At 71.8% G+C, this 13,244-nt stretch carries 16 protein-coding genes; 8 read left to right on the top strand and 8 right to left on the bottom strand.

All coding sequences use genetic code 11. The features are described 5' to 3' along the window. Nucleotides 1–10 precede the first annotated feature (10 nt). Nucleotides 11–247: a hypothetical protein gene (locus tag ACFY3J_RS05645; RefSeq protein ID WP_361424782.1), complete on the top strand. Its 237-nt coding sequence runs from the start codon at nucleotides 11–13 to the stop codon at nucleotides 245–247. Between the two features lie 24 nt (nucleotides 248–271). Here the strand turns inward: ACFY3J_RS05645 and ACFY3J_RS05650 are convergent, their stop codons facing one another. From ACFY3J_RS05650 to ACFY3J_RS05660, 3 genes are all read right to left on the bottom strand, one after another. Further along, the gene (locus ACFY3J_RS05650; protein WP_390840350.1) at nucleotides 272–1,528 is read right to left on the bottom strand and encodes a ricin-type beta-trefoil lectin domain protein; all 1,257 of its coding nucleotides are present in this window, start codon (nucleotides 1,526–1,528) and stop codon (nucleotides 272–274) included. A 126-nt stretch (nucleotides 1,529–1,654) separates the two neighbouring features. Next, the gene (locus ACFY3J_RS05655) at nucleotides 1,655–2,203 is read right to left on the bottom strand and encodes a VanZ family protein (protein ID WP_384181084.1); all 549 of its coding nucleotides are present in this window, start codon (nucleotides 2,201–2,203) and stop codon (nucleotides 1,655–1,657) included. A gap of 276 nt (nucleotides 2,204–2,479) precedes the next feature. Next, nucleotides 2,480–3,142 (bottom strand): DUF4230 domain-containing protein, encoded by a 663-nt coding sequence (locus ACFY3J_RS05660; protein ID WP_384181086.1) that lies wholly within the window; start codon nucleotides 3,140–3,142, stop codon nucleotides 2,480–2,482. Nucleotides 3,143–3,330: 188 nt separating this feature from the next. On the opposite strand from ACFY3J_RS05660, the gene ACFY3J_RS05665 reads away from it, so the two are divergent. Beyond that, nucleotides 3,331–4,305 carry a ribose-phosphate diphosphokinase gene (locus ACFY3J_RS05665; RefSeq protein WP_390840399.1) on the top strand — a complete coding sequence of 325 codons (975 nt, stop codon included), beginning with the start codon at nucleotides 3,331–3,333 and terminating at the stop codon, nucleotides 4,303–4,305. Between the two features lie 159 nt (nucleotides 4,306–4,464). Next, a complete protein-coding gene (locus ACFY3J_RS05670; protein ID WP_384181088.1) occupies nucleotides 4,465–4,848 on the top strand; it encodes an anti-sigma factor antagonist in 384 nt (127 codons plus the stop codon). Between the two features lie 39 nt (nucleotides 4,849–4,887). Here ACFY3J_RS05670 and ACFY3J_RS05675 read toward each other — a convergent pair whose 3' ends face one another. Continuing rightward, the gene (locus ACFY3J_RS05675; protein ID WP_390840351.1) at nucleotides 4,888–5,838 is read right to left on the bottom strand and encodes an NADP-dependent oxidoreductase; all 951 of its coding nucleotides are present in this window, start codon (nucleotides 5,836–5,838) and stop codon (nucleotides 4,888–4,890) included. 205 nt (nucleotides 5,839–6,043) lie between these two features. Between ACFY3J_RS05675 and ACFY3J_RS05680 the strand changes: the two genes are divergently transcribed. Continuing rightward, on the top strand, nucleotides 6,044–6,436 hold the full coding sequence (locus tag ACFY3J_RS05680) for a VOC family protein (protein ID WP_384181092.1): 393 nt from the start codon (nucleotides 6,044–6,046) through the stop codon (nucleotides 6,434–6,436). An 83-nt stretch (nucleotides 6,437–6,519) separates the two neighbouring features. Here ACFY3J_RS05680 and ACFY3J_RS05685 read toward each other — a convergent pair whose 3' ends face one another. From ACFY3J_RS05685 to ACFY3J_RS05700, 4 genes are all read right to left on the bottom strand, one after another. Next, a complete protein-coding gene (locus ACFY3J_RS05685; RefSeq protein WP_384181094.1) occupies nucleotides 6,520–6,819 on the bottom strand; it encodes a DUF4235 domain-containing protein in 300 nt (99 codons plus the stop codon). A 50-nt stretch (nucleotides 6,820–6,869) separates the two neighbouring features. After that, nucleotides 6,870–7,889 carry a glutathione S-transferase family protein gene (locus ACFY3J_RS05690; protein WP_384181096.1) on the bottom strand — a complete coding sequence of 340 codons (1,020 nt, stop codon included), beginning with the start codon at nucleotides 7,887–7,889 and terminating at the stop codon, nucleotides 6,870–6,872. A gap of 196 nt (nucleotides 7,890–8,085) precedes the next feature. Beyond that, nucleotides 8,086–8,535: a nitroreductase family deazaflavin-dependent oxidoreductase gene (locus ACFY3J_RS05695; protein WP_384181098.1), complete on the bottom strand. Its 450-nt coding sequence runs from the start codon at nucleotides 8,533–8,535 to the stop codon at nucleotides 8,086–8,088. A 452-nt stretch (nucleotides 8,536–8,987) separates the two neighbouring features. Further along, nucleotides 8,988–9,620 carry a LysE family transporter gene (locus tag ACFY3J_RS05700; RefSeq protein WP_390840352.1) on the bottom strand — a complete coding sequence of 211 codons (633 nt, stop codon included), beginning with the start codon at nucleotides 9,618–9,620 and terminating at the stop codon, nucleotides 8,988–8,990. Between the two features lie 279 nt (nucleotides 9,621–9,899). Here ACFY3J_RS05700 and ACFY3J_RS05705 point away from each other — a divergent pair, with 279 nt between their 5' ends. From ACFY3J_RS05705 to ACFY3J_RS05720, 4 genes are all read left to right on the top strand, one after another. Then, nucleotides 9,900–11,105: a cytochrome P450 gene (locus tag ACFY3J_RS05705; protein ID WP_384181102.1), complete on the top strand. Its 1,206-nt coding sequence runs from the start codon at nucleotides 9,900–9,902 to the stop codon at nucleotides 11,103–11,105. Between the two features lie 12 nt (nucleotides 11,106–11,117). Further along, nucleotides 11,118–11,315, top strand: a complete 198-nt coding sequence (locus ACFY3J_RS05710) for a ferredoxin (RefSeq protein WP_384181104.1) — start codon at nucleotides 11,118–11,120, stop codon at nucleotides 11,313–11,315. Between the two features lie 145 nt (nucleotides 11,316–11,460). Then, on the top strand, nucleotides 11,461–12,042 hold the full coding sequence (locus tag ACFY3J_RS05715; protein WP_384181302.1) for a flavoprotein: 582 nt from the start codon (nucleotides 11,461–11,463) through the stop codon (nucleotides 12,040–12,042). A 33-nt stretch (nucleotides 12,043–12,075) separates the two neighbouring features. Beyond that, nucleotides 12,076–13,044: an aldo/keto reductase gene (locus ACFY3J_RS05720; protein WP_390840353.1), complete on the top strand. Its 969-nt coding sequence runs from the start codon at nucleotides 12,076–12,078 to the stop codon at nucleotides 13,042–13,044. Nucleotides 13,045–13,244 lie beyond the last annotated feature (200 nt).

Raw genomic sequence — 13,244 nt, forward strand, 5'->3', positions numbered from 1 at the left:
GCTGGATGGCATGACCGAAGTCGCTACCCCCTACATTGCGCGGCCGCGGATCCTCGTACTCGGCGTGCAGCCGGGCAGTCCGCCTTTCCGTATCGTGGAAATCGATGGTGAGGTGGTCGGCGAGGCGAAGACCGTCATCGACGTCCTCGAAGCCGCCGCCGCCTTCGGTATCAGCGTCCACGACCTCGACGATCCGGACGTGATCCGCTGGGTCGGCGGCGACAAGTTCACCTGGACCGTGCACTAGCCGTCAGTTCCGGTCCCCACTGGCTCAGCCCACCGTCCACTTCTGGTTGGCGCCGCCCGTGCAGGTCCAGATCTGGAGCCGGGTGCCGTTGGCGGAGTTGTTTCCGGTGACGTCCAGGCACTTGTTCGCCTGCGGGTTGACGATGTCGTGCGCCGAGGAGACCACCCACTTCTGGTTCGCGCCGCCGCCGCAGTCCCACAACTGGACGGTGGAGCCGTCCGCGGTGCCGCGGTCCGTGACGTCCAGGCACTTGCCGAGTGCGCGCAGGGTGCCGTCCGAGGCGACCGTCCACTGCTGGGCGGCGGTGCCGTTGCAGTCGTAGAGCTGCACCGGGGTGCCGTTGGCGGAGTTCGCCCCGGCCACGTCCACGCACTTGCCGGCCAGCCCGCGGATCGCGCCGCCGCCGGACGTGTCGCTGGTGGTCACCGATACCGAGTCGACCACGAGCTGCTGCGGGAAGGAGGTGGAGCCGTCCGGGTCGCCCGGCCAGTAGCCGCCCACGGCCAGGTTCAGGATCAGGAAGAACGGCTTGTTGAACACCCACGTCCTGCCGCCCAGGTCGGCCGGCGTGCGCCGCTGGTAGACGTTGCCGTCCACGGACCAGGTGATCGAGTCCGGCGCCCAGTCTACGGCGAAGGTGTGGAAGGCGTCCGCGAAGGCCTGTCCGTTCGGCAGCGTGTAGCCGGCGCCGATGCCGCCCGAGCCGGAGTAGCCGGGGCCGTGGATCGTGCCGTGGACGGTGGACGGCTCGAAACCGACGTTCTCCATGATGTCGATCTCACCGGAGTCCGGCCAGTTGACCGGCGTCCCGAGCATCCAGAACGCGGGCCACATGCCCTGCCCCCGCGGGATCTTCATCCGGGCCTCGACGTGCCCGTACTGCGCGGTGAACTTCCCGGAGGTGTTCAGCCGCGCCGAGGTGTACTGGCAGGTGCCGTACCAGCACTGGTAGTTGGAGGGGTTCTCGCGCCGGGCGGTGATCACCAGATGGCCCTGGCCGTCCAGGGCCGCGTTCTTGTTGCCCGACGTGTAGTACTGCCGTTCGTGGTTGTTGACGTTGTCGCCGGTCTCGATCTGCCACTTGGAGGAGTCGACGGCCGCGCCGGCGGGGCCGTCGAAGGTGTCGGAGAACGTGACGGCGGCGGCCGCCTTCGGGGTGGCCGCCGTGGGGGTGGCCGCTTTCGGGGAGTCGGCCCGCGCCGGGCTGACGGCGGCGGAGCCGACCAGGACGGCGGACAGGGCGGCGAACAGACATCTGCGGAGCAGGCGTGGACGGGCCACGGCTCTCCCTTCCGTGCGGCGGCCCGGGCCCGGGCCGCCGTCCGTTGTGGGGGGTGAATGTGTCGCCCTTGATTCAAGGAGTGAGATAAGAGGTCGTCAATATGTGGTACGGACCAATTCCGGCCATCACTCACGCGGCTTGCGCGCGTGCACGGCCCGGCCCATCCGCCGGCCCAGGAGTACGTGACCCAGCAGCGCGCCCGTGGTGTTGAGGACGACGTCGTCGATGTCGAAGGCCCGCCCGGTGATCAGGGCGCCCTGCGCGAACTCCACCAGCAGCATCACCGTCGCGGTCAGCAGCAGCACCCGAAGGACTCCGCGGGCCCCCGGCGCGACGACCGGCACCAGCACGCCGAACGGCACACCGAGCAGCACGTTCCCGCCGATCTGCTTGACCGCCTCCTGCGTCCCCGCGCCCTCCAGATAGGCCCGAAGCGAGCTTCCCGGACGCAGATTGCTGTGCGCGATGGACGCCGACGCGGGCGACGGCTCCAGCGTCAGCTGCGCCAGGACGACGGCGAACGCCACCATGAAGGCGAAGGCGCACAGCATCGCCAGCAGCCGCAGCGGCCAGGCCAGCGGCCGGCGGACCCCTTCGGCCCGCCGCCCGGCGGTCCCGGACCGGCCCTTGCGCGGGCGGAAAACGGTACGCGGACTGAACGCCACACGGGCCATGCCGGTCCTCCTGGTCGCCAACTCCCTTGCCATGTGGGTCGGTTACCCGCGAACCGGTCGAGGATGCCCTGCCCGGCATGGGGTCGGCGTCGCGGAGGTCGGCGTCCGAGCATCGCCTGAAGCGCGACTGCGAGGGGCGAGCAGAGGTCGGGCCATGGTCCTGGGCGCCGGCCTGCCGGCCGGCCCGGGCGGGAGCCCGCGGATTTTCCACGGGCCGCCGCGGCCGTGGACGATCGGGCGCGCCAAGGGCTACGGGGGAGCGCGGCGGAGGCCCGCTCAGGGCCCGTACGTGACGTGTACCTCCTTGAAGCCCAGGGACTTGAGCAGGCCTTCGAGCATGCCGGTGGTGTTGGTCTCGGCCCGGGCCGTCAGGCCGCTGTCCTTCGCCGCGTCGGCGATGTGCTTGACCGCGAGCCGCTGTACGGCCTGCTCGCTGTTGGGATTGTCGGAGAACAGGTCGCCCAGGCGGTCGAGCAGACCGCGCTGCTTGGAGACGGCGTAGGAGTGGTCCGCGTCCAGGGCCGGGCGGCCGAGCCGTGCGTGCGGCAGTCGCAGCGTGGCCGAGGTGCGGTCCCCGTCGACCGTCACGTCCTCGTCGCCGAGCCGGCCGAGGTCCACGTAGGCGTCCACGGTGCCGGCCCCGACGTAGAGGGTGCGGGTGCCGCGGATGGCGTCGGGCAGGTACTTGCTGTCCTTCTCCAGGTCCACGACGACCTGGAAGTTGCCGGAGGCGGCGTCGTAACGGCTGAGGTCTTGGATCGACTTCAAGAGCGCGGGGCCCGAGCGGTCGTGCGTCTCGGTGCCGAACAGGTCCTTGATGCCGGGCAGCACGGCCAGTGCGACACCGGCGAACAGCAGCGCGAGCACCACCACGACGGCACTCACCGCCTTCGCCCAGCCGGGCATGCGCCGGGTGGCTCGCTCGGGGGGAGTCGTCATCCCACGGTTCTCCTTCCTCCCTCCTGAGAATGCCCGCCAAATCCGCTGCCAGACAGGTCAGTCGGCCGGACCCAGGGCGGTTACGGCCCACGGGGGCCCGCCTGGCCCCGGCGGCGGTGTACCGCGGCCCGTCACCGGGCGATCAGTAGCATGAGCCGGGAGTCGGAATGATCAGCGAGGAGCGGATCGTGCGAGACATCGCGGTGTTCAGCGGCAGCGCCCACCCCGACCTGGCGGCGGAGGTCTGCGCCCATCTGGGTGTGCCCCTCAGCCCGGCGCGGGTCAGCCGCTTCGCCAACGACTGCCTGGAGGTGCAGCTCCGGGCGAACTGCCGGGAGCGGGACGTCTTCCTCATCCAGCCGCTGGTCAAGCCGGTGCAGGAACATCTCGTGGAGCTGCTGCTGATGTGCGACGCGGCCCGCGGCGCCTCCGCCGGGCGGATCACCGTCGTGATGCCGCACTACTCCTACGCCCGCTCCGACAAGAAGGACGCGCCGCGCATCTCGCTGGGCGGCCGACTGGTGGCCGATCTGCTGGTCGCGGCGGGCGCGAGCCGCGTGCTGGCGATGACGCTGCACGCCCCGCAGGTGCACGGCTTCTTCTCGGTGCCCGTCGACCATCTGCACGCGCTGCGCGAACTCGCCGAGCACTTCCGGCAGTACGACCTGTCCCGCACCACCGTGGTCTCCCCGGACCTGGGCAACGCCAAGGAGGCGGCCGCGTTCGCCCGGATGATCGGGGCCCGGGTGGCCGCCGGGGCCAAGCAGCGCTACGCCGACGACCGGGTGATCATCAGCTCCGTCATCGGCGATGTGGCCGGTCGGGACGTCATCGTGCTGGACGACGAGATCGCCAAGGGCAGTACGGTGCTCGAACTGCTCGACCGGCTACGCGAGTTGGGACCCCGCTCCATCCGCGTCGCCTGCACCCACGGCCTGTTCGCGGCGGGCGCCCTCAAACGGCTGACCGAGCAGAGCGACGTCCTGGAGATCGTGTGCACCAACACCGTGCCGGTGCCGGTGGCGGACGAGGAGTATCGGGCCCACAAGGACAAGCTGCGGATCCTGTCCATCGCCCCGGCCCTCGCGGAGGCCGTACGCCGCATCCACAACGGCGAGTCCGTCAGCGCCCTGTTCGACGCACCGCCCACCGAGCAGCCGTAGTCGGCTGCAATTCGGAGACATATGTCAACCGAACATGCTGGAATTCACTCCTACGAGGGTAACTTGCTGAGCAGGTAGGGGTGTTGGGCCCCGAAGGCTGGGGGATGCTGTGGTCTCCGAGCCCGTCGTACTTGGAGCCGGTTGGAGGGGAATGCCGTCGTGCAGCAGGATCCTGCGCCGCCGTTCACCCGGCATCTGCGCGTCCATCGGGACCGCGGGCACACCGTGCTGGAGTTCCGCGGCGAGATCGACATCGCCGCGGAGGCGCAGATCGCCCCCCACATCGACCGGGCCACCGCACGGCCCGGGGCCCGGGTCGTGATCGACCTGAGTCGGGTGGACTTCTTCGACTGTTCAGGCCTGCGCCTGCTGTACCGGGCCCGCGGCCGGGTCCTCGACCACGGCGGAGAGCTGCGCCTGGTGTGCACACACCCGCTGACCCTGCGCATCCTGAAGGTCACCGGGCTGTCCCGGCTGCTGCCCCCGCAGCCGACGCTGGAGGCGGCGCTGGAGCAGCACGGGGCCGCGTCCGGCTCCGTGTGACCGGGCACATCGCCGGGCGGTGTGCCCGGTGCCCGGGCGTCAGTCCATCAGCAGGACCAGCTTGCCCGTGGTGCGGCCGGTTTCGCCGAGCTCGTGCGCCCTGGCGGCCTCGGTCGGCGGGAAGGTGCCGGCGATCGTGGCGCGCAGCCTGCCCTGTTCGACGAGCTGCGCGATCGCCTTCATGCCGTGGTGGTCGGCGTCGACGAGCATCCGGACCGCCCGGACGCCGAGCCGCTCGGCCTCTCGGTAGAGGTCGTCGGAGCCGACCGGCAGGATCGACACCAGGAGACCGCCCGGGCGCAGCACCCGCAGCGAACGGAGCGAGGTGTCGCCGCCGATGGTGTCCAGCACGACGTCGACGTCCCGCACCGCCTCGGTGAAGTCGGTCGAGCGGTAGTCGACCGGCTCGTCCACACCGATACCGCGCAGGAAGTCGTGCTTGCCCGCGCCGGCGGTGCCGAAGACGTACGCGCCGCGCGCCTTGGCGATCTGCACGGCCACATGGCCGACCCCGCCGGCCGCCGCGTGGATCAGCACCCGCTGCCCCGCCCGGAGATCCGCCCGCTCCACCAGCGCCTGCCACGCGGTCAGCGACACCAGCGGCAGCGCGCCCGCCCCGGTGTGGTCGATCCCGGCCGGCTTCGGCGCGAAGGCCCGGGCCGGAGCGGTCACGTACTCGGCGTGCGAGCCGTGGCCGAACGGGTACGGCAGCATGCCGAAGACCTCGTCCCCGGGCCGGAAGAGGGAGGCTCCGATGCCCGTCGCCTCGACCACCCCGGAGACGTCCCAGCCCAGTACGAACGGCGGTTCGCCGAGGAAGCCGCCGTTGGCCCGGTGTTTCCAGTCCGTGGGGTTCACCCCGGCGGCCCGTACCCGCACCAGCACCTCGTTGGGCCTGGGCACGGGCCGCTCCAGTTCGATTTCCCGCAGCACCTCGGGACCGCCGAGGACGTCCTGACCGATCGCGCGCATCGTCTCCATGCCGTTCATGGTGAACGAGCCTGCCCTCGCCCGCCCGCTCATCCGGCGGCGCGCCCCGCGGGTTCGGACTCCCCTTGTGCTGCGAGCGCCTGACGGTTGGCAAGATCGGCCGGGGTTCGTCCGCGGCGCGTGCCTGAATCCGCGGGGCCGGGATATCCGGGAGGAAGGGGTGGCGGGGCAGCCACGTCCCGCCGCCGGACCCTACGGAGGAGACATGCCGCTGGTGAACGCGGGCGTCGTGGTGCTCGACTGCGCCGAGCCCGAGAAACTCGCCATGTTCTACAAGGAGTTGCTCCAGGCGCGGGAGACGGACGTGACCGCGAACCTGGTGGAGATCAGGGCCGCCGACGGACTGCGGCTCGCCTTCCGCCGCGACGCGAACGCGACCCCGCCGAGCTGGCCGCGCCCGGAGAACTCGCTCCAGGTGCACCTGGACTTCCTGGTGGAGGACCTGGACGCGGCCGAGCGCCGAGTCGTCGAACTCGGCGGCCGCCTCGTGGAAGCCAAGGACGCCCCCGGCCCGTACGAGGAACGCAGCTGCTCCGACCCGGCCGGCCACACCTTCACCCTCCGCCGCGTACCCCAGGCCGGCCCCAAACAGGGCTGACCGGGGCCGGGCGGCGGTGGCCGGGTGCCGCGCGGTCACCGCCCCCGGTGGGTGCGCTCACCGGGCTTCCACGGCGACGCGGGTCAGCCGTGGTCGTCCCTGACCTTGGCGGGCCAGACGCCGAGCGAGCGTTCGACGGCGGTGGCGCCCGCCCGGTCGACGGCGCTGCGTACGACCGCGAAGATGGCCCCCTGGACGGCCGCGGCGAGCAGGATCTCGCCCCAGCGGCGGTCCTCGTCGAGTGCCTCGGGAGCCTCCTCCTCGTGACGGATGGCCTTCCACGTCGCGCGGAACGCCAAGCCCGCCAGCGTGCCGCCGACCCAGCCCAGCGCGAAGCCGACGGGCTGGTAGGCGAGCGGGATCTTGTGCTTCTTCTTGGCCATCGGTGTCTCCTCTGCCGGTACGGGGGTTGCCGGTACGGGCGCCGGGGCCGTCAGGGCCGGCCTCGCGGCGGAACCTCCTCGCCGGGCCTTACGGGACCCGGAGGGGTCCCGTCGCCGAAGGGGCGCCCGCCGAGCTCCTCGCGGTGATGCGGACTCAGCCATCCGGACAGGTCCGGCCCGAGCGGCACGATCCGGGTCGGGTTGAGGCCCGTGTGCACCTGGTAGTAGTGCCGCTTGATGTGGTCGAAGTCGACCGTGTCCCCGAAACCGGGAGTCTGGTACAGGTCCCGGCCGTACGCCCACAGCACGGGGTTCTCGGCGAGCTTCCACAGATTGCACTTGAAGTGGCCGTGGTAGACGGCGTCGAACCGGACCAGCGTGGTGAACAGCCGGATGTCCGCCTCGGTGATCGTGTCGCCCACGAGGTAGCGCTGCCCGGCCAGGCGGGACGCCAGCAGTTCCAGCCGCCGGAACACGCCCGCGCAGGCGGCCTCGTACTCCTCCTGGTTCGAGGCGAAGCCCGCCCGGTACACGCCGTTGTTGACGTCCTCGTACACCTCCGCCATCACCGTGTCGATCTCGTCGCGCCGCGCCCGCGGGTACAGGTCCGGCGCACCGGGCCGGTGCAGCGCGCTCCACTCGGTGGCGAGGTCGAGCGTGATCTGCTGGAAGTCGTTGGTGACCAGCTCGCCGCTGGGCACGTCGACGACCGCGGGCACACTCACCCCGCCGGGGTAACCGGTCTCCCGCCGGTCGTAGGCCTCGCTGAGGAAACGGATCCCGAGTACGGGATCCCGGCCGTCGGCGTCGAGTGTGAAACGCCAGCTCCGGTCGTCCTGGACCGGATCCACGACGGCCAGCGACAGGGCGTCCTCCAGTCCCAGCAGCCGCCGGGAGACCAGTGACCTGCTCGCCCACGGGCAGGCACGGCTGACCACCAGCCGGTAACGTCCGGCCTCCACCGGCCAACCGTCCCGCCCGTCGGCGGTGATCCGGTCCGCGAAGTGGCTCTTGGACCGCTTGAAGGCCTTGTGGCCGTAGGCGCTGTTGCCCTCGCCCCCGCCGCTCATGTGTCCTCCCTGCTCGACGGATGTCCTGGTGAACACGTTCCCCGAAATCCGCCGGCGGCACGGCGTGGGCCGCGGCGGCCGGGGAGCGAGCGGGCACGAAAGGGCCCCGCCGCGACGGGGGAGCGCGGCGGGGCCTGACAGACGCATGCCCGAACGGGACGGGCTCAAGCCTCCCGGCCGGATTTTCTCGCGCGGCTCAGATCCCGGTGGCCGGTTCCAGTACGAAGACCGGGATCTCCCGCGAGGTCTTCTCCTGGTACTCGGCGTACGGGGGGAACGCGGCCACGGCCCGTTCCCACCACCGCGCCTTCTCCGCACCGGTGACCTCACGGGCCGTCATGTCCTGCTTGGCCGGACCGTCCTGGAGCTCGACGCGGGGGTCGGCCTTGAGGTTGAAGTACCAGAACGGGTGCTTGGGCGCACCGCCCTGGGAGGCCACCACGGCGTACTGCCCCTCGTGCTCCACGCGCATCAACGGTGTCTTGCGGATCCTGCCGCTCCGAGCGCCCACGGTGGTCAGCAGGATCACGGGCAGGCCCGTGTCCAGCAGTGTGGTCCCCTTGGTGCCGCCGGAGCCCTCGTACAGCTCCACCTGCTCCCGCACCCACTGGGTCGGGCTGGGCTCGTACTCGCCCTCAAGAGCCATGCCGGCCGTCCTCTCGTCGCATCCCGTCACTGATGGTGCAACGCCATTCAACATCCGGACCCCCACGATTCATCCCCACCGGCCCACGCCGCCGGACGGCCAGGCCGCGTCGCCTCGCGGGCGGGCCGTGCCCCCCTGCGGGCGGACTGCGTTCCTCGCGGGCGAGCAGCCTCTCCCGGCGGACGGCTCCCTCTGGCGTCCTCTGCGGGCGGGCTGCGTTCCTCGCGCTACCTGAGGGCGGTTCTCGCCCCATGCGGGCGGACCGCGGCCCTCGTAGGCGCACGGCGTCCTCTGCGGGGCGGACCTCGTCCCGTGCAAGAGGATCGCGTTCCGCCTTGGGCGCACGGCGTCTCCGAGGGTGGACCTCGCCCCCGGGCCGGCCTCGCCCCGTGGGCGGGACGCGTCCCTCGCAGTAGGGGCGCGTCGCCGTGGGTGCGCCGTGGGTGGGTCGCTCATCCCGGCGGCAGCAGCATTCGTAGCGCCAGTGCCGTGATCACGGCGCTGGACGCCAGGGTCGTCACCAGCTGTCCCCGGTGGCCTGTCAGGGCGCGGCCAAGCAGGGCGCCGCCGCTCGCGAGCAGGAGTTGCCAGCTCGCGGAGGCGGCGAGGGCCGCCAGTACGAACACCGCCTGCTGGGACGGTGGCGCGGCCTGTGTGCCACGGGCGCCGAGCACCAGCGCCGCGAAGTAGACCAGCGTGGTGGGGTTGAGCAGGGTGATCCCGAGCAGCGCCAGGTACGCACGGGCCGGGCTCGGCGGCGGTGGGGCGGCCCGGGCGGCGAGCCGGTGCCCGCGGTACCGCCGCACCGCGCCGACCGCGCCCCGGACGGCCAGCGCGGCGAGCAGCAGGGCCGACGCCCAGCGCAGCGGCGCGAGCACCGGCCGCAGCGCGGCGGCCAGGGCCGAGCCGCCGAGGGTGGCGAGCAGGGCGTAGAGGCCGTCGGCCGTCGCCACGCCGAGCGCGGCGCACACACCGGTCCGCAGGGACGTACGGGCGGTCAGGGTGACGAGATAGGTCGCGACGGCGCCGACGGGCACGGCGATGCCGTAGCCCGCGAGCAGGCCCGCGACGAGCGCGGCGCTCACGACTGCGGCGGACCGGGCCTCCGGGGACGGCCGGGCTGCTGCTGGGACCGCGCGGGGAGGTCGGCGGCGGACGGCAGCGGCGGGAACACAGCGGTCGTGGGCATGGCCGGATCCTGTATCCCGCGCCGTTTCGGCGGCAACCGAATTACGATCCGGAATGGGTGGTTCCCAGCCAGATCCCGAAGGTCACCGATCTGGCCGAACTTCATGTCGTGCCCTAGGTGCCCCGGGCATCTAATGAAGATCGGCACGACGCATCCTTCGTCTGCGAGGTCTTCCATGACAGACCTGACCGAACTGTCCGAGCCCGTCTCCTTCCCCCAGGACCGGGCCTGCCCCTACCACCCGCCCACCGGGTACGACCCGCTGCGCACCGCCCGGCCACTGGCCCGCATCCGGCTCTACGACGGCCGCCCGGCCTGGCTCGTGACCGGCCACGCCGTCGCCCGGGACCTGCTGGTGGACCCCCGGCTGTCCACGGACCGCACCCGCTCGGGTTTCCCGGCCACCACGCCCCGCTTCGCCGCGGTCCGCGACCGCAAACCGGCGCTCCTGGGCGTCGACGACCCCAAGCACCGCACCCAGCGGCGGATGATGATCCCGAGCTTCACCCTCAAGCGCGCCACCGAGCTGAGGCCGCGCATCCAGGAGATCGTCGACGAACTGCTGGACGCGATGATCGCGCAGGGACCGCCCGTCGACCTGGTGCGCGCCTTCGCGCTGCCGGCGCCGTCCATGGTGATCTGCGCCCTGCTCGGCGTGCCCTACGCCGACCACGAGTTCTTCGAGGAGCAGTCGAGGCGGCTGCTGCGCGGACCGACGGCCGAGGACACGCAGGACGCCCGGGACCGGCTGGCGGCGTACCTGGAGGAGCTGATCGACCTGAAGCGGCGGCAGCCCGGCGAGGGCCTGCTGGACGAACTCGTCCAGCAGCGGCTGCACGAGGGTGAGCTGGACCGCGAGGAGCTGACCGCGCTGGCGATGATCCTCCTGGTCGCGGGCCACGAGACCACCGCCAACATGATCTCCCTGGGTACCTACACGCTCCTGCTGCACCCCGACCGGCTGACCGAGCTGCGTGCCGACCCCTCGCTGCTGCCGGACGCGATCGAGGAACTCATGCGGATGCTGTCCATCGCGGACGGGCTGCTGCGGCAGGCCACCGAGGACATCGAGATCGCCGGGACCACGATCAGGGCCGGGGACGGCGTGGTCTTCTCCACCTCGGTCATCAACCGCGACGAGGAGGTCTACCCGGCGCCCGACACCCTCGACTTCCACCGTTCGGCCCGCCACCACGTCGCCTTCGGCTTCGGCATCCACCAGTGCCTCGGCCAGAACCTCGCCCGGACCGAGCTGGAGATCGCCCTGCGCACGCTCCTCGAACGGCTGCCCGGGCTCCGGCTCGCCGCCCCGCCGGAGGAGATCCCCTTCAAACCCGGCGACACCATCCAGGGGATGCTGGAACTCCCCGTCAGCTGGTAAGAGGCTTCCGTCATGCACATCGAGATCGACAAGGACCGCTGCATCGGCGCCGGACAGTGCGCCCTGACCGCGCCGGCTGTGTTCACCCAGGACGACGACGGCTTCAGTGCCCTGCTGCCCGGCAGGGAGGACGGCGCCGGCGACCCGATGGTCCGGGAGGCCGCCCGCGCCTGCCCCGTGGGCGCCATCACACTGTCCGAGGACGAGTAGCGGGCCACGCCGACCGCCGGTCCGCCGCGGGACTCGGCGGCCGGCCGGTCCGCCGGCCGGCCGTCGCGTCGCCCCGTGGCCCCGGCGGCGCAGGATTGACTAGGGTTCCCGGGTGAGCGAACAGGCCCAGAAGCCCTCCGGGGCAATGCCCGGGAAGGAGTCCGGGACAGCGTCCGGGAAACCCTTCCTCTACGTCGTCGTCTGCGCCGCCGGCATCGCCGAGGGCGTCGGCAAGCTGATCACCACCGCGCAGGAACGGGGCTGGGAGGTCGGTGTCATCGCGACCCCGGTCGCCATGGGCGGCTTCTTCGACACCGCCGCGGTCGAGGCGCTGACCCGCCGCCCCATACGGTCGGCCTGGCGCACGCCGGCCGACCCGCGCCCGTTCCCGCCGCCGGACGCCGTGGTCGTGGCGCCCGCCACCTTCAACACGCTCAACAAGTGGGCCGCCGGGACCGCCGACACGCTCGCCCTGGGCACCCTGTGCGAGACGTACGGCCTGGGCGTCCCGGTCGTGGTCCTGCCGTGCGTGTCCGACACCCTCGCCGCCCACCCCGCCTACCGGGAGAGCCTCGCCCGCCTGCGCGGGATGGGCGTCCGCTTCGGGGAGCCGTTCTCCGGAGAAGCGGCGCGGGACGGCCGCCGGCCCGAGTTCGGCTGGGAACGGGCACTGGACCTGCTGGACACGTTTCCGACGCGGCCGCCCGCGGGCCGCCCCGGCTCGTGACCGGCGACCGTACCAAGGACAGGAGCAGCAACGATGCAGTACGCAAGGCTCGGTTCGACGGGCCTCGAGGTGTCGCGGATCTGTCTGGGCTGCATGACCTACGGCGTGCCCGGCCGCGGCACGCACGAGTGGACCCTCGACGAGGAGGCGTCACGCCCGCTGATCCGGCAGGCGCTGGAGGCGGGGATCACCTTCTTCGACACGGCCAACGTCTACTCCGACGGCACCAGTGAGGAGATCGTCGGCCGCGCGCTGCGCGACTTCGCCCGCCGCGACGACATCGTGCTCGCCACCAAGGTGCACGGCCGGATGCGGCCGGGACCCAACGGCGGCGGGCTGTCCCGCAAGGCGATCATGACGGAGATCGACCACAGCCTGCGCCGGCTGGGCACCGACTACGTCGACCTGTACCAGATCCACCGCTGGGACCCGCACACGCCGGTCGAGGAGACCATGGAAGCGCTGCACGACCTGGTGAGGGCGGGCAAGGTCCGCTACATCGGGGCGAGTTCGATGTACGCCTGGCAGTTCTCCAAGGCCCAGTACACGGCCCTGCTGCACGGCTGGACCCGGTTCGCCTCCATGCAGAACCACTACAACCTGCTCTACCGCGAGGAGGAGCGGGAGATGCTTCCCCTGTGTGCGGACCAGGGCGTCGGCGTACTGCCGTGGAGCCCGCTGGCCCGCGGCCGCCTCACCCGGGACTGGGGCACCACCACCGAGCGCAGCGCCACCGACGCCTTCGGCGGCCGGCTCTACGCGGAGGGCGACCGCGGCATCGTCGAGGCCGTCACCCGCGTCGCCGGGAACCGCGGGGTTCCGCGCGCCCAGGTCGCCCTCGCCTGGCTGCTGCGCCAGGACACGGTCACGGCGCCGATCGTCGGGGCGTCCAGGCCGGAGCACCTGCGGGACGCGGTGGCCGCGGTCGAACTGGAGCTGAGCGACAAGGAGGCCGAGGAGCTGGGAGGGCCGTACACACCGCACGCCGTCAGCGGTCACTGAGGGCGGCAATTGCCCTGCGCGTCGGTCAGTAATCGCATTCCAACCAAGGGAATTGACAATTCGTCAACACGGGGTGCCGGGAGCGTTATGCACAAAACCGTGTGATCCCTTGTTGCTCGCCGCTGGCCTGTGCAAAGGTGTGGCCAGTCGGCGAGCAGGCCATGGGTCCTCCCTCTGCGCGGTGGACGTTCGAGATGCCG

Origin of the sequence: Streptomyces sp. NPDC001231, from assembly GCF_042896885.1 — a bacterium.
Classification (GTDB): Bacteria; Actinomycetota; Actinomycetes; order Streptomycetales; family Streptomycetaceae; genus Streptomyces.

What these genes read in the sequence shown, in the direction of transcription:
- ACFY3J_RS05645 (WP_361424782.1), top strand. Translation starts at nt 11, where the DNA reads ATGACCGAAGTCGCTACCCCCTACATTGCGCGGCCGCGGATCCTCGTA.
- ACFY3J_RS05655 (WP_384181084.1), bottom strand. Translation starts at nt 2,203, where the DNA reads ATGGCCCGTGTGGCGTTCAGTCCGCGTACCGTTTTCCGCCCGCGCAAG.
- ACFY3J_RS05660 (WP_384181086.1), bottom strand. Translation starts at nt 3,142, where the DNA reads ATGACGACTCCCCCCGAGCGAGCCACCCGGCGCATGCCCGGCTGGGCG.
- ACFY3J_RS05675 (WP_390840351.1), bottom strand. Translation starts at nt 5,838, where the DNA reads ATGAACGGCATGGAGACGATGCGCGCGATCGGTCAGGACGTCCTCGGC.
- ACFY3J_RS05680 (WP_384181092.1), top strand. Translation starts at nt 6,044, where the DNA reads ATGCCGCTGGTGAACGCGGGCGTCGTGGTGCTCGACTGCGCCGAGCCC.
- ACFY3J_RS05685 (WP_384181094.1), bottom strand. Translation starts at nt 6,819, where the DNA reads ATGGCCAAGAAGAAGCACAAGATCCCGCTCGCCTACCAGCCCGTCGGC.
- ACFY3J_RS05690 (WP_384181096.1), bottom strand. Translation starts at nt 7,889, where the DNA reads ATGAGCGGCGGGGGCGAGGGCAACAGCGCCTACGGCCACAAGGCCTTC.
- ACFY3J_RS05695 (WP_384181098.1), bottom strand. Translation starts at nt 8,535, where the DNA reads ATGGCTCTTGAGGGCGAGTACGAGCCCAGCCCGACCCAGTGGGTGCGG.
- ACFY3J_RS05705 (WP_384181102.1), top strand. Translation starts at nt 9,900, where the DNA reads ATGACAGACCTGACCGAACTGTCCGAGCCCGTCTCCTTCCCCCAGGAC.
- ACFY3J_RS05710 (WP_384181104.1), top strand. Translation starts at nt 11,118, where the DNA reads ATGCACATCGAGATCGACAAGGACCGCTGCATCGGCGCCGGACAGTGC.
- ACFY3J_RS05715 (WP_384181302.1), top strand. Translation starts at nt 11,461, where the DNA reads ATGCCCGGGAAGGAGTCCGGGACAGCGTCCGGGAAACCCTTCCTCTAC.
- ACFY3J_RS05720 (WP_390840353.1), top strand. Translation starts at nt 12,076, where the DNA reads ATGCAGTACGCAAGGCTCGGTTCGACGGGCCTCGAGGTGTCGCGGATC.